We start from the raw sequence: 20,051 nt of genomic DNA, 5'->3' as shown, positions 1-20,051 counted from the left end.
CTGTGAAGGCTGCTGCGTACGATCACCCAGGTCAATGCACGTCAATCGGCGATTCGAGGGCCATACGCACATCGGGTACGGATGTCCCTCACCTCCGAGGCGTCAACGCCCTCTGCCCGATCCGACATCACTGAGAGCAGGCACGACATGCGATGGACCGTCCACGGCGAGCGCACGCTCCACGACACCCCCTGGGTGCGGCTGCGGTCGCTGGACGTGGAACAGCCGGACGGCGCTCGCGCCGACTACCACGTCGTACGGCTGAGGGACATCGCCGTCACGGCGGCCGTGGACGAGCGGCGGCGAGTCCTGATGATGTGGCGCCACCGCTTCGTCACGGACACCTGGGCCTGGGAGCTGCCCATGGGCCTGGTCGAGGACGGCGAGAGCCCCGTGGACGCCGCGGCACGGGAACTGGAGGAGGAGACCGGGTGGCGCCCGGAGGAGATGCGGGAGCTGATCTACGCCCAGCCGGCAGCCGGGATCACCGACTCCCAGCACTTCGTGTTCCGTGCGGACGGAGCGCGGCGCGTCGGCGAGCCCACGGAACGCAACGAGTCGGACCGGGTGGAGTGGATACCGCTGGCCGACATCCCCGGCCTGATCGCCCGCCGGGAGATCGTCAGCGGCGCGACGCTGGTCGGCGTGATGGCGCTCCTGCTGGACGTGAGGGACTAGCCCGGGAGCCCGCGCCTTTCCCGGGCCCGCGCCCCCCGTGCCGCTCCCGGAAGGCCCCTCAGCCCTGCGGCGGACCGAACCGGTCGATGTCGGCCAGGATGCTTCGCTTCCGAGCCGGTGAGTCGGTGATCTCCTTGCGGGTGAACCGCGTCGGGTCCTTCGCGTACATCTCGCGCCTCTGATTCCCCGTCTGCGGCCGGGAGCACCCCGGCCGCAGACGTTTTCCGGCGCCACCCGTTCGTACGGGACCCGGACGGGATCCGCGCTGTGCGCTGCGCGGACGGCGCAGGCGTCATTCGTACGGCCGAGGTGACTGCGGGCGAGTGCGGCTCGGGTCGCGCGTTCTCGCACCTGGGGTGTGCGTCCGCATTCGAGGGTGCGGTGGGCCGTGTTGGCGGGGCGCGTCCGGGAGTGGCTGCGTTAGGCTACCGATATCGAACACGTATTCGAGAAGGTGGCTATTCTGGCGGACCCCGGGGTGCCGGTGGGCGAGAAGGGGAGTGCGATGGGCAGTAGTGCCGGTGAACGGATGGCCGACGTGGTGGCCGCCGTGGTGGAGGTGGCGGCCGAGGCGGGGGAGGCCGGGGCGTACACCGCGGACATGGCCCGTACGCTCACCGCGGTCGTGAGCAAGGTCGGTGCACGCGTGGCCGTCGATGTGGAGGTGCGCGGGTTCGCCGCCGGCTGGCGTGAGGCGATGGATCTGGCCGCCGGGGCGCCGGCGGATGACGCCGGGGTCCTGTACATGCCGGGTCCGGGAGCCTCCCGGCAGGGTGGCCATGATGTGGAGCCCTGACGCACATGAGCATTGCGCGTGAGCGCGCAACTTAAGCGACGCCTCATTCCTGACAAAATCCACACAGGAAGCCCTCGCAAGCGGGTAATTCTGTGCGCGCAAGCGCGCTACCCTAATCCTGCTTCGGAGGGAGGCGACACTCATGACCATCAGCGAACTGGAGCAGTTCGCGGGCTGGGTCGAGGACCTGATCCGGCGGCGCGGTTTCGACATCGACAGTCCCCGTGGTGGTGGGAAGTCCCGCCTCGCGGACGAGGCGGGCGTGCACCGGGCGGCGATCACCCGCCTGCTGCAGCGCCAGAGCATGCCCGATCTGGAGACGACCCGGCGGCTGGCCCATGTACTGGACGTTCCGGTGCGCGAGATGCTGATCCGCTCGGGCCGGCTGACCGAGGAGGACCTTCCCCTCCCCGGACCGCCCCGGACCGCGTCCGCCGGCGGGTCCGGGGTCCGTCCGCTGACCCTCGAAGAGGCCGCGATCGGTCTGGGCGTCCCGCCCGAGCAGCGCGAGATGTTCATCAAGGTCGCCGGCCAGTTCCTCCCGGCTGCGGCGTCCTCCCAGCGTGAGCAGCGGATGACCCCTCTCGTCTCCGACTGACGTGTCGTATGGGCCATTTGACGAACCGTCTCATCCGCGAGCGCTGTAAAGCCGAGTAAACTGTCCCGGCCTGTCTCCCCCCACCCCGTACAGGCGGACGTCGTCGGAGACCGGCGGCACCGGCAGTGATGGGACCCGAAAGTGAGACGGTATGGCCGAGGGCGAGGAGCGCTCACGGCCGACCGACGAATCATCGGCCAAGAGCCGTCCCCGCGCCCCGGGTGACGAGCCGTCACCGCTGACCCCGCCGCCGGACGACCTGCCCGGCCTGCTGGCCTCCCTCGGCGAACACCTCAAGGACCACGCGCCCGAGGACGTCGTCGTGCTCTTGCGTTCGGAGATCGAACGCCGTGAGCTCCGCGCGTACGCCAGTGGGTGGCGGGACGCGGCGGCCGAGTACGAGCCGGCGCTGCACGCGGCCCAGGCGCGCAGGCTGACCCTGGTCGGCCGTACGCCGGGCCAGGCCGCGGTGATTCCCTTCCCGCAGGACCGCCACGAGCGCGAACAGGCGCTCAGGGGCTTCCCAGAGCCGCGCCGGCCCATGGGAGGGGACGGCGCGGCGGGCGGCCCCTCGGAGCCGCCGGAGCGGGGTCCGACGCCTCGGCCCGCGCCCTCCAGTGGGTCCGCGTCCTCCAGTGGGTCCGCGTCCGCCGGGCGCGCCGTGCCGGAATCCGGGGTCGACGACGTGCCCCCGCCGCCGGCCGGTGCGGTCCCGCACGTGCCGCCACGGGCCGACGCCGCGGGGCCCGTCCGGTCGGCGTCCTCCCGCGTGGAGCCGCTGTCCTCCGCTGCCGACGGCGGCGCGCCCCCGGCCGCCGTGGACCGTCCCGGCGGCCGATCCGGCGATGGTTCCGCGATGGATGCGGGGCATGCGGGGCATGCGGGGGCGAGCCTCGTGGAGGCCCCGAAGAACCCTGCGAAGAGGGGTCCGACGGAGGGCTCCGGCCCTACGGGGGAGGCGGAGAGCCGCCCGAAGGGGACGGAGAGCCCTACGGGGGAGGCGGAGAGCCCTGCGAGGAGAGCCGAGGGGTCCGCGAAGGAATCGGCGACGGGTCATGTGGAGGCCGCCGCCGGGTATGCGGGGAGGGGGCGGGGGAACCGCCGTCCAGGGGGCGCGGGTGAGGGCCCGGGGGAGGTGTTCCCGGAGAACGCGGCCGGGAGCGCGGCCGGGGACCTCGCGCAGGTCCTGGGGAAGGAACAGGGCCCCGGGGAGAGCCGTGCCGCGGATCCTGGACCGCAGCCCTCCGGTGCCCCCGCGGAGGCGCCCTCGAAGGCGCCCCGGAAGGCCCGCCGGAGGACCAGCCGGGGCATCCGCCCGGAGGCCCGTGCGCAGCCCTCCATGGGCTCCCCTGAGCGATCCCAGGCGAATCCGTCCGTCGGCTCCCTGGACCGGGCGCCCGCGAATCCCTCCGCAGGCTCCCGGGAGCCGACCCCCGAGAACCCCTCCGCCGGCCCCCAGGGGCAGGCCCCCGCGAATCCCTCCGGGAAGCCCGCCTTCGTACGGAAGAGCCGTACGTCGAAAGTTCCGACGATACCGAGACTGCGCCCCCCGCGGCCGCCGCGCCCGTACCGTTCGCCGGGACCAGGCGACGATGCGCGATGATCCGTCCGTCCGTCGGAAGGGTGGCGCATACGCAGTGCATCGGAGGGACTCCCGCGCGCAGGCATTTGTTTTGACCGGAGTCCATGCGCTAGGTACGCTCAGACCTTGTGCCTGGGGTGTGCCTGGGCTCCCGTGCGTGCCTTCAACCGCGTGGCGAGCCTGAACCGGCCACCGTAATCTGCGCCCATTTCGCTTCGTGCGGGGGCTCGCAGCATTCGACACACCCGACCGCGTGGGTCGGAGAACGTTCCAGGTTAGCTTTACCCATACGGCACACAGAAACCGGAGAAGTAGTGCCTACGATCCAGCAGCTGGTCCGCAAGGGCCGGCAGGACAAGGTCGAGAAGAACAAGACGCCCGCCCTCGAGGGTTCCCCTCAGCGTCGCGGCGTCTGCACGCGTGTGTTCACGACCACCCCGAAGAAGCCGAACTCGGCCCTGCGTAAGGTCGCGCGTGTGCGTCTGACCAGCGGCATCGAGGTCACCGCTTACATTCCGGGTGAGGGACACAACCTGCAGGAGCACTCCATCGTGCTCGTGCGTGGTGGCCGTGTGAAGGACCTGCCGGGTGTTCGCTACAAGATCATCCGCGGTTCCCTCGACACCCAGGGTGTCAAGAACCGCAAGCAGGCCCGCAGCCGTTACGGCGCCAAGAAGGAGAAGTAAGAATGCCTCGTAAGGGCCCCGCCCCGAAGCGCCCGGTCATCATCGACCCGGTTTACGGTTCTCCTCTGGTGACCTCGCTGATCAACAAGATCCTGCTCAACGGCAAGCGTTCCACCGCTGAGCGCATCGTCTACGGCGCCATGGAAGGCATCCGCGAGAAGACGGGCAACGACCCGATCATCACGCTGAAGCGCGCCCTCGAGAACGTCAAGCCGGCGCTCGAGGTCAAGTCCCGCCGTGTCGGTGGTGCCACCTACCAGGTTCCGGTCGAGGTCAAGCCCGGCCGCGCCTCCACCCTCGCGCTGCGCTGGCTCGTGGGCTACTCCCGCGCCCGTCGCGAGAAGACCATGACCGAGCGTCTGATGAACGAGCTGCTCGACGCCGCCAACGGCCTCGGTGCTTCGGTCAAGAAGCGCGAGGACACGCACAAGATGGCCGAGTCCAACAAGGCCTTCGCGCACTACCGCTGGTAGTCGCACCCCACATCGAGAGACCGAGAGAAGACTGAAGCCTTATGGCTACCACTTCGCTTGACCTGGGCAAGGTCCGCAACATCGGGATCATGGCCCACATCGACGCGGGCAAGACGACCACCACCGAGCGCATCCTGTTCTACACCGGTGTTTCGTACAAGATCGGTGAGGTCCACGACGGCGCTGCCACGATGGACTGGATGGAGCAGGAGCAGGAGCGCGGCATCACGATCACGTCCGCCGCGACGACCTGTCACTGGCCGCTCGAGGACGTCGATCACACCATCAACATCATCGACACCCCGGGCCACGTCGACTTCACGGTCGAGGTGGAGCGTTCGCTCCGTGTGCTCGACGGTGCCGTCACGGTGTTCGACGGTGTGGCCGGTGTCGAGCCGCAGTCCGAGACGGTGTGGCGTCAGGCCGACCGTTACGGCGTGCCCCGCATCTGCTTCGTCAACAAGCTCGACCGGACCGGCGCCGAGTTCCACCGCTGCGTCGACATGATCTCGGACCGCCTCGGCGCGACCCCGATCGTCATGCAGCTTCCGATCGGTGCCGAGGCCGACTTCAAGGGCGTCATCGACCTCGTTCGCATGAAGGCTCTGGTGTGGTCCGCCGAGGCCACCAAGGGCGAGATGTACGACGTCGTCGACATCCCGGCCACCCACACCGAGGCTGCCGACGAATGGCGCGGCAAGCTCCTCGAGACGGTCGCCGAGAACGACGAAGAGATCATGGAGCTGTACCTGGAGGGCGAGGAGCCCTCCGAGGAGCAGCTGTACGCCGCGATCCGTCGCATCACCATCGCGTCCGGCAAGTCCAAGGACACCACGGTCACCCCGGTGTTCTGCGGCACTGCGTTCAAGAACAAGGGCGTCCAGCCCCTGCTCGACGCGGTCGTGCGCTACCTCCCGTCGCCGCTCGACGTCGAGGCCATCGAGGGCCACGCCGTCAGCAACGCGGAAGAGGTCGTCCGCCGCAAGCCGTCCGACGAGGAGCCGCTGTCGGCGCTGGCGTTCAAGATCATGAGCGACCCGCACCTCGGCAAGCTCACCTTCGTCCGGGTCTACTCGGGCCGCCTGGAGTCCGGCACCGCGGTGCTGAACTCCGTCAAGGGCAAGAAGGAGCGCATCGGCAAGATCTACCGCATGCACGCGAACAAGCGTGAGGAGATCGACTCGGTGGGCGCCGGCGACATCATCGCCGTCATGGGTCTGAAGCAGACCACGACCGGTGAGACGCTGTGCGACGACAAGAACCCGGTGATCCTGGAGTCCATGGACTTCCCGGCGCCGGTCATCGAGGTCGCCATCGAGCCCAAGTCCAAGGGTGACCAGGAGAAGCTGGGTGTCGCCATCCAGCGTCTCGCGGAGGAGGACCCCTCCTTCCAGGTTCACACCAACGAGGAGACCGGCCAGACCGTCATCGGCGGTATGGGCGAGCTTCACCTCGAGGTGCTCGTCGACCGTATGAAGCGTGAGTTCAAGGTCGAGGCCAACGTCGGCAAGCCGCAGGTCGCGTACCGCGAGACCATCCGCAAGACGGTCGACCGCGTCGACTACACCCACAAGAAGCAGACCGGTGGTACCGGTCAGTTCGCCAAGGTGCAGATCGCGATCGAGCCGCTCGAGGGTGGCGACACCTCGTACGAGTTCGTCAACAAGGTCACCGGTGGCCGCATCCCCAAGGAGTACATCCCCTCGGTGGACGCCGGCTGCCAGGAGGCGATGCAGTTCGGCATCCTGGCCGGCTACGAGATGACGGGCGTTCGCGTCACGCTTCTCGACGGTGCCTACCACGAGGTCGACTCCTCCGAACTCGCGTTCAAGATCGCCGGTTCGCAGGCCTTCAAGGAGGCCGCGCGCAAGGCCAGCCCCGTGCTGCTCGAGCCGATGATGGCCGTCGAGGTCACCACGCCCGAGGACTACATGGGTGAGGTCATCGGCGACATCAACTCCCGCCGTGGCCAGATCCAGGCCATGGAGGAGCGTGCCGGCGCCCGAGTCGTCAAGGGCCTGGTGCCGCTGTCGGAGATGTTCGGCTATGTCGGCGACCTCCGCAGCAAGACCTCGGGTCGCGCAAGCTACTCGATGCAGTTCGACTCCTACGCCGAGGTTCCGCGGAACGTCGCCGAGGAGATCATCGCGAAGGCCAAGGGCGAGTAACTCTCCCGAGCACACGCTTTAGGCTTGACACCGACCGCCGGGGAACAACCCGGAACATCACGGGGGATTTCCCCGGCGGCCGGCACCCCAGCAAAGATCACCTGGCGCCGATGAAGTAAGGCGTACAGAACCACTCCACAGGAGGACCCCAGTGGCGAAGGCGAAGTTCGAGCGGACTAAGCCGCACGTCAACATCGGCACCATCGGTCACATCGACCACGGTAAGACGACCCTCACGGCCGCCATTACCAAGGTGCTGCACGACGCGTACCCGGACCTGAACGAGGCCTCGGCCTTCGACCAGATCGACAAGGCTCCTGAGGAGCGCCAGCGCGGTATCACCATCTCCATCGCGCACGTCGAGTACCAGACCGAGTCGCGTCACTACGCCCACGTCGACTGCCCCGGTCACGCGGACTACATCAAGAACATGATCACCGGTGCTGCCCAGATGGACGGCGCCATCCTCGTGGTCGCCGCCACCGACGGCCCGATGCCGCAGACCAAGGAGCACGTGCTCCTGGCCCGCCAGGTCGGCGTTCCGTACATCGTCGTCGCCCTGAACAAGGCCGACATGGTGGACGACGAGGAGATCCTGGAGCTCGTCGAGCTCGAGGTTCGTGAGCTCCTCACCGAGTACGAGTTCCCGGGCGACGACGTTCCGGTCGTCCAGGTCTCCGCGCTCAAGGCCCTCGAGGGCGACAAGGAGTGGGGCGAGAAGCTCCTCGGCCTCATGAAGGCCGTGGACGAGTCCATCCCCACCCCGCCGCGTGACACCGACAAGCCGTTCCTGATGCCGATCGAGGACGTCTTCACGATCACCGGTCGTGGCACCGTCGTCACCGGTCGTATCGAGCGTGGTGTCCTCAAGGTCAACGAGACCGTCGACATCATCGGTATCCGTCCGGAGAAGACCACCACCACGGTCACCGGCATCGAGATGTTCCGCAAGCTGCTCGACGAGGGCCAGGCCGGTGAGAACGTCGGTCTGCTGCTCCGTGGCATCAAGCGCGAGGACGTCGAGCGCGGCCAGGTCATCATCAAGCCGGGCTCGGTCACCCCGCACACCGAGTTCGAGGCCCAGGCCTACATCCTGTCCAAGGACGAGGGCGGCCGCCACACGCCGTTCTTCAACAACTACCGTCCGCAGTTCTACTTCCGTACGACTGACGTGACCGGTGTTGTGACCCTCCCCGAGGGCACCGAGATGGTCATGCCGGGCGACAACACTGAGATGAAGGTCGAGCTCATCCAGCCCGTCGCCATGGAGGAGGGCCTGAAGTTCGCCATCCGTGAGGGTGGCCGGACCGTCGGCGCCGGCCAGGTCACCAAGATCGTCAAGTAATTTCCTGACGGTTTGACCTGGTAGCTCGCTCCACGAGCTCCACACCGTAGGGCCCCGGGATTTCTCCCGGGGCCCTACGGCCGTTTCCGGGCCGCAGCCTCGGTTCTGCGTCGCCGACGCCCTGATGCCTTCGGGCGTCGCCTCGATGCTGCGGCGGAGTCCGCCGAGGCGGAACGCGGTGATCTCTTCCGCCCGCCCGCCCCGAGGGGCTACGGCCGCCAGAGCCAGGGGAGTCCGTCCGGCCCGATTCCCGCCACCACCGGACCGCCCCGCGCGGACACGTGCAGGGCAGGACCCTCCAGCGTCACCGGCCCGGGTATGGGACGTACGGGCCCGCCGTCCACCAGCAGCTGGACGGTTCCCGTCTCGTCCCTGCCGAGCAGCACCGGCGCGGCCGGGCTGCCGGCCGCCACCACCGCGCCGTACCCGTCGAAACGCAGGCCCGGGGTGCGGGTCGCGGTGAGCCGGTTCGTCGCGGGCCCGCGGTAGTACAGGCTGTCGCCGCCGAGCGCGGCCAGTGGGCCGCCCGGCTCCGGCAGGCGGGTCGGCGGCTGCAGCCCCTCCGGTGTCCAGTGGTGCACGGTGCCGCGACCTGCCGCGTGGACGTGGACGCCGCCCGACGGGCCGACGGAGACCGCCAGGCCGTCCTGGATCTCCTCGGCGGGCCCGCCGCCGAGGTCCCGCCAGCCGCTCCAGCGGCCGTCCGCGCTCCGGACGCGCGTACTGACGTGCTTGTCGGCGTTCCGTACGAAGAGGTGGACCCGCCCGTCCGGGGCGGTCACCGCGACCGGCACACCGATACGGCGGCCGCGGTCGGGCACCTTCTCCGGATTGCCGAGCGACACCCAGGCGCCGAAGCCGGCCCCGGCCCGCCGCTGCTCCAGGAGCACGATTTCCCGTGTGTTCGCCGCTCCACGCCCGCCCAGGGCGGAGAACCGCAGGCCGAACACCAGCTGCCGGCCGTCCTTCAGCACGGTGTGCCCGAGGACGGGTGCGAGCGGCCCGCCGCCCAGGTCGTCGGGGGAGCCCCAGCGTCCGCTGCCCGGGGCGGTCTCCCGCCACCGCACGGCACGCAGACCGAGCACGCCGTACGCGGCGAGCCGTCCGCCGGGCTCCGAGGCGAGGGCCGGGCGCGCCCCGGGATAGCGGTAGTGGGTGGCCCGCACCCATCCCTTGCGGTTGCTGAGCGGGCGGGTCCCGCCGACGTTGTAGTCGCCGCAGCCTGCCGCGTTCCCGCACTTCCAGTCCGGTGCGCCGCCGTACGGGACGAGGCGCGCGGCCTTGTCCCTCAGGACCTTCGGCGGGAGGTTCTTCGGCCAGTGGCGGTTGTAGTAGCCGCGGTACGAGGTCACCGCGAACGCCGGTACCTCGCCGCCGCTGTCCGTCGCCTCCGCGACCCAGCGGATCATCGCGGCCCAGGTGAAGCCCGCGGCGGCGGTGTGGTCGCCGTGGTCGGAGTAGCCGATCTGCTCGCTGTCCCGGCGGCGGGTCTCCTCGTCGCTGTCCTGGATGTCCGGATCAGGGTCCAGTGTCTGGACGACCGTCGGGCGGTACGCGGCCATCAGCCCGGCGAGTACGTCGATCAGCTCGTCGTGGTCGTACTCCTCGGTGCCCGTGGCGGGCGAACCCGTCGCCGCGACCGTCCGCAGCGTCATGCCGCGGTCCCTCCAGAGGCTCGGCAGACCCATGTCCCCGTAGCGGGTGTGCATGCCCAGGTTGAGGAAGACCAGGTCGATCCTGCGGCCCCGGTGCGCGAGCATGTTCACCTCCGCCGTGTGGCCGGAGCGGAGCTTCGCGACGTACCGCTGCCACGGGGTGAACACCGGCAGGCCCAGCATGGCCGCGTAGGCCTGGCGCAGGCCCTGGTGCCGGGCGGCGGAGTAACGGGGCTTGTCGGCGGGCGGATCGGGCCTGCCCGGCGTCTTGTTGACGCCGTCGGCGTCGCCTGCCGTGACGTACACGCACACCAGCGGCACGCCGGAGTCCAGCTGGTGCCGGGTGTCCGGGTTCATGAAGTACAGGTCGTCGTCCGGATGCGCCAGCACCTGCATGAGCTGCGCCCGGCCGTGCGAGGCGATCGCCTTCCCGGGGGCGGGGTCGGCGGTGGGGCCCTTGCGGCGGGTGGCGGGTACGGAGCAGGCGCCCAGGACGGCCGCCGTCGCCATTCCTACGACGCCCCCCAGTACGCGGCGTCGTCCGGGCCGAGGCAGCCCGGTTCCGGGTGTGTCGCTCACGCGTGCCGCTCCGTCCGTCCCCCCGCAGCAGACGCCGCGTGCTCCGATCATGTGGTCCGATGAGCTAGACGGCTTGCGAGGTCCCAGGGTTGTCACGCGTGCGGGTTCCGGGTGCCCGGGATGGCCGTGAGGACGTCCACCGGCAGTCTGCGGGCCCACCGGCCGGGCCTCGTGTGGTCGTCTACGTGAGGGTCGGCACCCCGCCGGGCCCCGTGTGGTCGAGACGTACGTCCGGCAGCCCCCTGAGCCATCCTTCGCCGATCTCCGCGAGGGCCGCGGCGTCCGGCGGTGTCCGTCCGAGACCGACCACGAACCGGACCGAAGCATGGCCCGACCGGAAGGCGCGGGGCCAGGCGTGGGCGTCCGGCGCACCGGCGTCGTCCAGAGCCGTGAGGAGGGCGCGCATCCGGCCGCGGACGCGTCCGAGTGTCTCGTCGGAGAGGCGGACGGTCAGCACCGCCCAGGCCGCGTGCCGCCGGTGCATCGGCGGTGGCGCCAGCAGCGCGGGCCGGGGGTCGGCGCCGGTGCGGGCGGCGTCGTCGAGGACGTCCCACGCCTGGTAGAGCTCCTGCGCCAGCAGGTCCCGGCCACCGGGCCCGATCTGGTCGGAGCACGGGCGGACCGGCGCCGTGGGGGTCAGGACGGTGACGGGGAGTGCGATCGGCAGCCGGGTGCCCGGTGCGAGCTCGCCGACCGGGTCCCGCCAGTCCCATGCGGCCCAGGTGGCGAAGAACTGCCGGAGCAGGTCGTCGCCTTCGAGGCCGGGCGACTCGCGGACGGTCCGCGCGGCGAGCAGGGCCCAGGCGAGACCCGGCAGGCCTCCGAAGGGCGCGGAGTCCAGGCCGCGTGCCCTCGCCCAGGCCTTGACGGCACGGGCGAGCCCGGCGAACGCCGCGTGACGGGCTCCGACCGAGGTCCGGACCGTGTCCGCATCACTCACCGCGCTCAGCGCGACAGCCGCCGCCTCGCCGAGCCCGGTGCGGCGCGCGACGGCCTCCTCGGGAGGGAGGTCACCGGTGCCGACCACGACGAGGTCGACGCCCAGGTCCCCCACCTGGAAGCGCAGGCCCGGGACGCGTGCGCCGCGCACCTCGCGCAGCCGGTCGGCGTCCGGCACCGCGGCCGCCACCCTGGCCCGTACGTCCGCCATGTCCACGGTGCCGGGCAGCGCGGCGACCAGGTCCAGGTCGGCGTCCGGGAGGGCGCAGCCCATGCGCCGTGATCCGACGACGTGCACGACTCCCTCGGGGAGGGCCTCGGAGACGCGCTGCGCGGTACGGCGCGCCGACCCCTCCCGGTCCGCTCCGTCCCGCGCCACGACGTCGTACGTCATGGCGTCCTGCGGCTCGGCGTCCTGCGTCATGGCGTCGTGCGGTTCGGCGGCGGGCCGCGGGGCGCTCTCCCGCCGGGCGGCGTACGGGCCGCCGCCGGTGCCGACGCGGGGGGCGTCGGCATCGGGGAAGCCGGGGTCCGTCCCTTCCGGCAGCCAGCGCACTTCGCCGGTGCCGAGCGCGACCGTGGCCCGCGGCCGCATCGGTTCGCCGCCGCGGCGGGAGAGCAGGACGAGCTCGCCGACGCGCGCGGTCATCGCGTCGAGCCGGTCCGTGCATTCGGCGGCGACGGTGTGCGGGTCGGTGGTGCGGCCCAGGCTCAAGTGGGGCGTGTAGCCGTGGTGGCGTCCGCGGCAGCGGGGGAACCGGCGTTCCAGGGCGTGGCGCAGGTCCGCCCACGGCTTCTCGTCGGCGGCGGCCGGATCGAGCCAGACGGTGGCGTCCTCGCGATGGCCGAAGGTGTGGATGCCGTCGAGGCGTGCCGTGAAGGGCGCGACCTCGGCCGCGGCGGAGGCGAGCAGCGGCGCGGCGGCCTCGAAGTCGGACTCCGGGACGAACCCGAAGAGGACGTTGACGTGCGGCGGCCAGCGGTGGATCTGCGGGTCGTGAGCCCGGCGCAGCTCCTGGAGCGGCGGCCACAGTTCGCGCGGCGGCAGCCAGGCGACGGCGGTACGCGGGGTCGGCGGCGCGTCGAGGGCGTCCGCGGTCCCGGGGTCCGCGCCGAAGACGAGTTCGGCCTCGACCCCGTAGTGGTCCGAGATGTACAGCCCTTCCGGGGTCGGCGTGTCCCCGCGCAGTGCCGCGGCTCCGACGTGGAGGCCGTCGGCGCGCAGCAGGATCCGGTCGAGCCGGGAGACGCGGCCGGTCAGCGAGGACACCGCGGCGAGCGGGTTGACGCCCGGGTCGAAGGTCGGGGTCCGGTCGTCGGACCCGTGGACCTCGGTCCAGGCGTCCCGTACTCCGAGGGTGAGCGCCGGGCCGTCGCTGCCGTCGTTGAAGTCGCCGAGCAGCACCACGTCGCCGTCGACGCCGGCGAGCCCTTCGGCGAGCCGGGCGAGTTCCGTCTGCCGACGGCCGGCGCCGTCGTCCGAGTGGTCGCTGCTGAGATGGGTGGTGGCGACGACGAGCGGCCCGGCGGCGGTCTCCACGGTGAGGGCGGTCACGGCCTTGTGCGGGCCGAGGACATGGCGGCCGGCCTCCCGTACGGGGAGCCTGCTGAGCAGCAGCACTCCGCTGTCGTCGACGTCCCTCCCGGAGGGGTCGGTGCCGAGTGTGTAGTGGGCCCGTACCCAGGGGGCGCGCAGCAGCATGGCGAAGAGCTCGGGCTCGACCTCCTGCAGGGCGATGACGTCCGCGTCCGCCTCCTCCAGGGCGGCGAGCAGCAGGGGCCGGCGCCGGGCGGTGTCGATGCGGTCGCTGTCGTACCGGTCCCACAGGGTGTTCCAGGTGAGCACGCGCAGTCCCGGCGCGGGCGGCGCGTCGCCCGGTGCCCCGGCGGGTGCCCAGCCCCGTCCGGGGGCCCAGCGGTACGGGGTGCAGGCCGTGAAGAACGGTGCCCGCAGCCGTCGCGGATCGCGTGTCCGGCCGGCGTCCGTGGCGTCGATGCGGTCGATGCCGGTGGCGCGGTCCCAGACCAGTTCGCCGTCGGCCTCGACGAACAGCACCCGGTGCCAGGGGATGTCGCCGCCGGGCACGAACGCGGGCAGCGGGACGCGCTTGGGCGCGGCGCCGCGCTGGTTGATCCCGAGCACGAACCGTGCGGGGTCGAACCGCGGGTCCCAGCGGACGCGGTGGTAGATCTCCTCGCTGGTGCGCATCTACGTCTCCTCCTCCACGGTCCCACCGCGCAGGAGGCGCGTGGTGTCCCGGGCGGTTCCGTGGGCGCGCCCGGCGCCGGGGCCCTCACAGCGCCGCGAGGCGCCTCTTGCCCGCGGTGCGTCGCCTGTCGGTGGTGCGTCGCCTGGTCGTGGTGCGCTTCCTGTCGGTGGTGCGCCGCCTGGGCGTGGTGCGCTTCCTGTCGGTGGTGCGTCCCCCGGCCGCGGGGTGCTCCCTGTCGGTGGTGCGTCCCCTGCCCGCGGCGCTTTTCCCGGCCGCATCACGTCCCGCAGTCGGATCACGTCTCCACCTCGTAGTGGAGCGACCCGTCGGTGTCCTCCACGGACCCGTGTGCGCCGATGTACCGGGTGCGGTGGGCCTGGCCGGGGTAAGGCGGGGTGAAGCGGCGGAGCTGCGAGGCCAGTACGTCGGGCGGCACCGGGTGGGCCCGTCCGGCGTTGCGCCGGACCAGTTCGTCCTCCTCGACCAGCACCACCGCGTGCGTGATCAGCGCGTCGCGGCGGTGCGCGACCGCGTGCACGAGGGAACGCTGCTGTGGATTGAGGGAGGTGGCGTCCCACACCACGGTCCCTCCTCGGGCCAGCGCGGAGTCGAGCAGCTTCAGCCCCTCGCGGAGGACGTCCTGGTTCTGCCGCTGGTCGGCGCGGGAGCCGCGCGCCTCGCGCAGGGCGTCGAGCGAGAGGAGGGTGCCGCCGCGTGCCGCCCGCGCGGCGAAGGTGCTCTTGCCGCTGCCGGAGGGCCCGACCAGCTGGACCAGCCGGGGGAAGTCCCCGGAACGCCACCGCCAGGTCGCCGCGACGGCCTCCTCGGCCGTGCCGATCCGCCCCAGGGTCCAGGCCTCGCGGGCCTCGGCCCAGCAGCGGTCGGCCTCGTCGGGGCCGAGCCCGGCGAGCGCCTCGCGCAGACCGGTGCGCAGTGGCCCGAGCGGGTCCTCGCCCATGAGCCCGGCGTCCTCTGCGTGCAGCGCGGACCAGTCGGCCTGCTCGCGTGCCCCGGCGTCCGTCGCGACCGCTCCGGCGACCGCGTGCAGCACTCCGAGGTCCGCGGCGAGGGCCATCCGGGCGAGCCCGGTCCGCCGGTCGTCGTCGGGGTACGGGCGGTGCAGCGCCGCGTGGAGTCCGACGACGTCGGCGACGCGCCGTGCGAGCGGCATGCCGACGGTGGCGGCGAGCCGGGCCGCGACCTCCGCGCGCCGCCGGCCGTGCAGCAGCGCTGCGAGGACGCCGATGAGCCGAGCGTCCCCGGTGCGCCCGAGGACGTCGAGCCGGGCCGCCGTGCCGGCGACCGACTCGGCGGTGTCCGTGACGTCGACGCCGACCGCCCGGGCCAGGGCCGCAGCATCGGGTGCCGCGCCGGACCGTACGTCCCACAGCGCGGCGGCCGGGCCGAGCCCGTTCTCCACGACGGCGGTGTGCATCCAGTGGGTGCCGGTCTGCACGTGCCCGGCGCGCACCCACTTGGCGACGTGCCGGCGGAAGTCCTGCCGCGCGAAGCCCCGGACGGTGCGTACGACGTACCCCTCGTGCCGGGTGAGGTCCAGCCGCAGCCGGCGCAGCGCCCGCTCGTCGAACTCGCCGCGCCAGAGGACCCGTGGCACGGGCACCCCGAGCCGTCGCAGGAACCGCACGGTGCGGTCCCAGTCCAGGCACCGGTCCCGGTCGTCCCACACGGAGAAGCCGTAGAACCAGCTCCCCAGGTCGTCGTAGGGGAGGGAGTGCCGGGCGTACATGTTCTCCCCGCACACCCGCCAGCCCTGCGGGATCCCGGCGCCGATCCGCCCCTGGAGTCCCTTCACCCACGCCCGGGACGGATGGTGCCCGGAGTCCAGCGACCGGGCGTGCAGCCCGTCGGCGTACAGCGTGGTGTTCTCCCCGTCGAGCTTCTCGGTGACCACGACCTCGTGACCGGCCAGGCCCGACAGGTCCCCGGCCCGCACGTCGTCGGCCGCCGCCCCCGGCGACCACGGCAGGTGCGGAGTCCGCGGATACTGCGTACGCATGATGTCCGGCCCCCCGATGAACATTCTTGTGCCGGCTCACTGTAGGAGGGCGGGGGAGGCGGCTTCGAACGAATAACCGGCGACGGCCGGTCTCCGGTGGCGTCCGCCTGCGCCTTCCGCCGTGAAGGACCGGACAGCCCGACGAGGAGGGAAGTCCGGGGACGCAGCAGACGGCACCGAGCACCGTACGCCCGCCGCGGACGCCCCTCCCGCCTCCTGCGCAGCGGTGTGCGCCGCGCTGCGTGGGGCGTCGCGCTCCGCGCCGTTGCGGCACTGCTGCTCGTGGCCGGGAACCGGTGGTGGAACCGCTCGGAGGAGCCGCCCTACGAGGGCGCGGCGGACCCCGAGGCACGGATCTCCTACCGGGGTGAGGCGCCAGGGCAGGACGTCCGGGACTTCCTCACGGTGCTCCTCCAGCGGATCGCCGAGAAGGACCTGGCGGGGATCGAGGCGCTCACGGCGGGCTACAGCGGCGGGGACATCGGCGGTCCGCCGCCGTTCGTGCTGCCGCTCGCCGACGACGCGAGCGGCGAGGTCGTGGCCGAGGTCGACCCGGTGCGGCGCAACGAGCCGCTGCCCTCCCGGCCGGCCTACCCGAAGGACGGGGTGTCCGAGGCACGGCTGACCTTCGTCGCCACGGGTGAGACCCTGAAGGTCCGGCTCGCCCGGATCGACGGTGTGTGGTGGGGCTTCCCGCAGGACGAGGGCCCGGACTGATTCCCCGGGCGGGCCACGCCTCGCCGCACCGGGGTGTCCGGCCCCGCGGGACCGCGGTGACACACGACACACGCGCTCGGCGCGCGCGGTTTGACATGCACCACCGGCCGGGTAAGGTCTTCGCCCCGATTGGCACCCCGGGTGCCCCGTATGGCAGACTGTCGGGGTTGCTCGGTTGAGTGCCGATGCTGCGCGCCTCCCGCCGGGAGGACCGGAAGCGAGTCCCACAGTACTCGTCGTCCCAACTGCCGTAAGGCAGCGCTGGGGCGGACGTACGGGAATCTTCCGGGAAGTGTCAGCGGGGCCCCGGCCAGGCGCCTGGTGGGACCTCTTCCCCCGAACCCCTTCCACAGGGAATCCGTCCGCGGACACCTGCGTAGCGGGAGCGCGACACGCCCGACCGCGTGGGTCGGGGAAGAGGGTGGAACACCGGGCTCCAGAGCGTTACGAGAGACAGGACTACGAAGTAGCCATGGCGGGACAGAAGATCCGCATCCGGCTCAAGGCCTACGACCACGAGGTCATCGACTCCTCGGCGAAGAAGATCGTCGAGACGGTGACCCGCACTGGTGCGTCGGTCGCGGGCCCGGTGCCGCTGCCCACTGAGAAGAACGTGTACTGCGTCATCAAGTCGCCGCACAAGTACAAGGACTCGCGCGAGCACTTCGAGATGCGCACGCACAAGCGCCTCATCGACATCCTCGACCCCACGCCGAAGACGGTTGACTCGCTGATGCGTCTCGACCTGCCGGCCGGCGTCGACATCGAGATCAAGCTCTGAGGTGACGCGCGAGATGGCTAAGCAGATCAAGGGCGTCCTGGGCGAGAAGCTCGGCATGACGCAGGTCTGGGACGAGAACAACCGTGTCGTCCCCGTGACCGTCGTCAAGGCCGGGCCCTGCGTCGTTACCCAGGTCCGCACCAACGACACCGACGGCTACGAGTCGGTCCAGATCGCCTTCGGCGAGATCGACCCGCGCAAGGTGAACAAGCCCCTCAAGGGCCACTTCGCCAAGGCCGACGTGACCCCGCGCCGCCACCTGGTGGAGCTCCGCACCGCAGACGCCTCCGAGTACACCCTCGGCCAGGAGATCACCGCTGAGGTCTTCGAGGCGGGCGTCAAGGTCGACGTCACCGGCAAGAGCAAGGGCAAGGGCTTCGCCGGTGTCATGAAGCGCCACAACTTCCGTGGCCTGGGCGCCGGACACGGCACCCAGCGCAAGCACCGCTCGCCCGGTTCCATCGGTGGCTGCGCCACCCCGGGCCGTGTGTTCAAGGGCCTCCGCATGGCGGGCCGTATGGGCAACGAGCGGGTCACCACCCAGAACCTGACCGTTCACGCCGTTGACGCGGAGAAGGGCCTGCTGCTCATCAAGGGCGCGGTTCCTGGTCCGAACGGCGGCCTCGTCCTGGTCCGTACCGCGGCCAAGGGGGCCTGAGGTAACCGATGAGCACCATTGACATCCTTTCGCCTGCTGGCGACAAGGCCGGGACCGTCGAGCTCCCCGCGGAGATCTTCGACGCCAAGGTCAGCGTTCCGCTGATCCACCAGGTCGTCGTCGCGCAGCTGGCCGCTGCCCGTCAGGGCACGCACAAGACCAAGACCCGTGGCGAGGTCCGCGGTGGCGGCAAGAAGCCGTACCGCCAGAAGGGCACCGGCCGCGCCCGTCAGGGCTCGACCCGTGCGCCGCAGTTCGCCGGCGGTGGCGTCGTCCACGGCCCCGTGCCGCGTGACTACTCGCAGCGGACCCCGAAGAAGATGAAGGCCGCCGCCCTGCGTGGCGCCCTCACCGACCGGGCCCGTCACTCCCGCATCCACGTCGTCTCCGGCGTGGTCGAGGGTGCCGCTTCCACCAAGGCCGCCAAGACGCTGTTCGGCAAGATCTCGGAGCGCAAGAACCTGCTCCTGGTCGTCGAGCGCGCCGACGAGGCCGCGTGGCTGTCCGCCCGCAACCTGCCCCAGGTGCACATCCTGGAGCCGGGCCAGCTGAACACGTACGACGTGCTCGTCTCCGACGACGTGGTCTTCACCAAGGCCGCCTTCGAGTCCTTCGTGTCTGGCCCCAAGGCCGCTGACAACGAGGGGAGCGAGGCCTGATGGCCGAGATCACCAGCAAGACCTTCACGGACCCGCGAGACATCCTCGTCAAGCCGGTTGTTTCCGAGAAGAGCTACGCGCTGCTCGACGAGAACAAGTACACGTTCATCGTCGCGCCCACCGCCAACAAGACCCAGATCAAGCAGGCCGTCGAGGCGGTCTTCTCGGTCAAGGTCACCGGGGTCAACACGATCAACCGCCAGGGCAAGCGCAAGCGCACCCGCACCGGTTTCGGCAAGCGCGCCAACACCAAGCGCGCCATCGTGACCCTTGCCGAGGGCAGCCGAATCGACATCTTCGGCCAGGCCTCCTAACGGAGCGCCCTGGTCCGATATCGGACGAGGACTGAGAAATGGGTATCCGCAAGTACAAGCCGACGACTCCGGGCCGTCGTGGCTCCAGCGTCGCCGACTTCGTCGAGATCACGCGGTCCACGCCGGAGAAGTCGCTGGTCCGCCCCCTGCACAGCAAGGGCGGCCGTAACAACACCGGTCGTGTGACCGTCCGTCACCAGGGTGGTGGCCACAAGCGTGCCTACCGCCTGATCGACTTCCGTCGCCACGACAAGGACGGCGTGCCGGCCAAGGTCGCTCACATCGAGTACGACCCGAACCGCACCGCGCGCATCGCGCTCCTGCACTACGCGGACGGCGAGAAGCGCTACATCCTGGCCCCCCGCGGCCTGCAGCAGGGCGACCGGATTGAGAACGGCCCCGGTGCCGACATCAAGCCCGGCAACAACCTGGCGCTGCGCAACATCCCGGTCGGTACCACCCTGCACGCCATCGAGCTGCGTCCGGGCGGCGGCGCCAAGTTCGCCCGCTCGGCCGGTGCGTCCGTGCAGCTGCTGGCGAAGGAGGGCTCCATGGCCCACCTGCGCATGCCGTCCGGTGAGATCCGCCTGGTCGACGTCCGCTGCCGCGCCACTGTCGGCGAGGTCGGCAACGCCGAGCAGTCGAACATCAACTGGGGCAAGGCCGGCCGTATGCGCTGGAAGGGCGTCCGCCCGACCGTCCGCGGTGTCGCGATGAACCCGGTTGACCACCCGCACGGTGGTGGTGAGGGCAAGACCTCCGGTGGTCGCCACCCGGTCTCCCCGTGGGGTCAGAAGGAAGGCCGTACTCGTTCGCCCAAGAAGGCGTCGAACAAGTACATCGTCCGCCGCCGCAAGACGAACAAGAAGCGCTAGGAGCGGGTTTAGATGCCGCGCAGTCTCAAGAAGGGGCCCTTCGTCGACGACCACCTCATCAAGAAGGTGGACGCCCAGAACGAAGCCGGCACCAAGAACGTCATCAAGACCTGGTCCCGTCGCTCGATGATCATCCCGGCCATGCTGGGCCACACGATCGCGGTGCACAACGGCAAGACCCATGTCCCGGTGTTCGTCACCGAGTCCATGGTCGGCCACAAGCTCGGCGAGTTCTCGCCGACTCGCACCTTCCGCGGCCACGTCAAGGACGACCGGAAGTCGAAGCGCCGCTAATCGCGGGGTGTGAACGACTATGACTTA

General features: G+C 71.0%; 17 protein-coding genes. 14 read left to right on the top strand and 3 right to left on the bottom strand.

Translation table 11 applies throughout. From position 1 onward, the window contains the following. Nucleotides 1-147 precede the first annotated feature (147 nt). The 7 genes from ACZ4Z5_RS19830 to tuf all read left to right on the top strand — a co-directional run bounded on the left by ACZ4Z5_RS19830 (nt 148) and on the right by tuf (nt 8,326). Nucleotides 148-678: an NUDIX hydrolase gene (locus ACZ4Z5_RS19830; protein ID WP_468264457.1), complete on the top strand. Its 531-nt coding sequence runs from the start codon at nt 148-150 to the stop codon at nt 676-678. A gap of 454 nt (nt 679-1,132) precedes the next feature. Beyond that, nucleotides 1,133-1,474, top strand: a complete 342-nt coding sequence (locus ACZ4Z5_RS19825) for a hypothetical protein (protein ID WP_468264455.1) — start codon at nt 1,133-1,135, stop codon at nt 1,472-1,474. 142 nt (nt 1,475-1,616) lie between these two features. After that, nucleotides 1,617-2,072, top strand: coding sequence for a helix-turn-helix domain-containing protein (locus ACZ4Z5_RS19820; RefSeq protein WP_468264453.1), 456 nt, complete (start codon nt 1,617-1,619; stop codon nt 2,070-2,072). 1,896 nt (nt 2,073-3,968) lie between these two features. Further along, a complete protein-coding gene (gene rpsL, locus ACZ4Z5_RS19815) occupies nt 3,969-4,340 on the top strand; it encodes a 30S ribosomal protein S12 (protein WP_003948652.1) in 372 nt (123 codons plus the stop codon). A 2-nt stretch (nt 4,341-4,342) separates the two neighbouring features. Then, nucleotides 4,343-4,813, top strand: coding sequence for a 30S ribosomal protein S7 (gene rpsG, locus ACZ4Z5_RS19810; RefSeq protein ID WP_468264451.1), 471 nt, complete (start codon nt 4,343-4,345; stop codon nt 4,811-4,813). A 41-nt stretch (nt 4,814-4,854) separates the two neighbouring features. After that, nucleotides 4,855-6,981, top strand: coding sequence for an elongation factor G (gene fusA / locus ACZ4Z5_RS19805; RefSeq protein ID WP_468264449.1), 2,127 nt, complete (start codon nt 4,855-4,857; stop codon nt 6,979-6,981). A gap of 151 nt (nt 6,982-7,132) precedes the next feature. Continuing rightward, nucleotides 7,133-8,326 carry an elongation factor Tu gene (gene tuf, locus ACZ4Z5_RS19800; protein ID WP_468264447.1) on the top strand — a complete coding sequence of 398 codons (1,194 nt, stop codon included), beginning with the start codon at nt 7,133-7,135 and terminating at the stop codon, nt 8,324-8,326. A 209-nt stretch (nt 8,327-8,535) separates the two neighbouring features. Here the strand turns inward: tuf and ACZ4Z5_RS19795 are convergent, their stop codons facing one another. The 3 genes from ACZ4Z5_RS19795 to ACZ4Z5_RS19785 form a co-directional block, all read right to left on the bottom strand. Continuing rightward, entirely contained in the window at nt 8,536-10,491 is a 1,956-nt protein-coding gene (locus ACZ4Z5_RS19795; RefSeq protein WP_468264703.1) for a PIG-L family deacetylase, read from the bottom strand. Nucleotides 10,492-10,741: 250 nt separating this feature from the next. Continuing rightward, nucleotides 10,742-13,708 carry a poly(A) polymerase gene (locus tag ACZ4Z5_RS19790; protein ID WP_468264445.1) on the bottom strand — a complete coding sequence of 989 codons (2,967 nt, stop codon included), beginning with the start codon at nt 13,706-13,708 and terminating at the stop codon, nt 10,742-10,744. A gap of 296 nt (nt 13,709-14,004) precedes the next feature. Next, nucleotides 14,005-15,726: an RNA ligase family protein gene (locus ACZ4Z5_RS19785; protein WP_468264443.1), complete on the bottom strand. Its 1,722-nt coding sequence runs from the start codon at nt 15,724-15,726 to the stop codon at nt 14,005-14,007. Between the two features lie 228 nt (nt 15,727-15,954). Between ACZ4Z5_RS19785 and ACZ4Z5_RS19780 the strand changes: the two genes are divergently transcribed. The 7 genes from ACZ4Z5_RS19780 to rpsS all read left to right on the top strand — a co-directional run bounded on the left by ACZ4Z5_RS19780 (nt 15,955) and on the right by rpsS (nt 20,024). Continuing rightward, nucleotides 15,955-16,443: a hypothetical protein gene (locus ACZ4Z5_RS19780; RefSeq protein WP_468264441.1), complete on the top strand. Its 489-nt coding sequence runs from the start codon at nt 15,955-15,957 to the stop codon at nt 16,441-16,443. A gap of 472 nt (nt 16,444-16,915) precedes the next feature. Beyond that, nucleotides 16,916-17,224, top strand: a complete 309-nt coding sequence (rpsJ, locus tag ACZ4Z5_RS19775; protein ID WP_003948644.1) for a 30S ribosomal protein S10 — start codon at nt 16,916-16,918, stop codon at nt 17,222-17,224. 13 nt (nt 17,225-17,237) lie between these two features. Continuing rightward, complete coding sequence (gene rplC, locus ACZ4Z5_RS19770; RefSeq protein WP_468264439.1) at nt 17,238-17,882, top strand: 50S ribosomal protein L3; 645 nt, start codon at nt 17,238-17,240, stop codon at nt 17,880-17,882. An 8-nt stretch (nt 17,883-17,890) separates the two neighbouring features. Further along, nucleotides 17,891-18,541, top strand: a complete 651-nt coding sequence (rplD, locus tag ACZ4Z5_RS19765; protein WP_468264438.1) for a 50S ribosomal protein L4 — start codon at nt 17,891-17,893, stop codon at nt 18,539-18,541. Further along, entirely contained in the window at nt 18,541-18,855 is a 315-nt protein-coding gene (gene rplW, locus ACZ4Z5_RS19760) for a 50S ribosomal protein L23 (protein ID WP_468264436.1), read from the top strand. Before rplD ends, rplW begins: the two co-directional genes overlap by 1 nt. Before the next feature lie 38 nt (nt 18,856-18,893). Then, nucleotides 18,894-19,730, top strand: a complete 837-nt coding sequence (gene rplB, locus ACZ4Z5_RS19755) for a 50S ribosomal protein L2 (protein ID WP_468264434.1) — start codon at nt 18,894-18,896, stop codon at nt 19,728-19,730. Between the two features lie 12 nt (nt 19,731-19,742). Then, on the top strand, nt 19,743-20,024 hold the full coding sequence (rpsS, locus tag ACZ4Z5_RS19750) for a 30S ribosomal protein S19 (protein WP_166628878.1): 282 nt from the start codon (nt 19,743-19,745) through the stop codon (nt 20,022-20,024). Nucleotides 20,025-20,051: the final 27 nt, after the last annotated feature.

The sequence above is a fragment of the Streptomyces sp. NPDC030222 genome (genome assembly GCF_055573115.1).
This window is presented reverse-complemented; position numbering and strand designations above follow the sequence as displayed.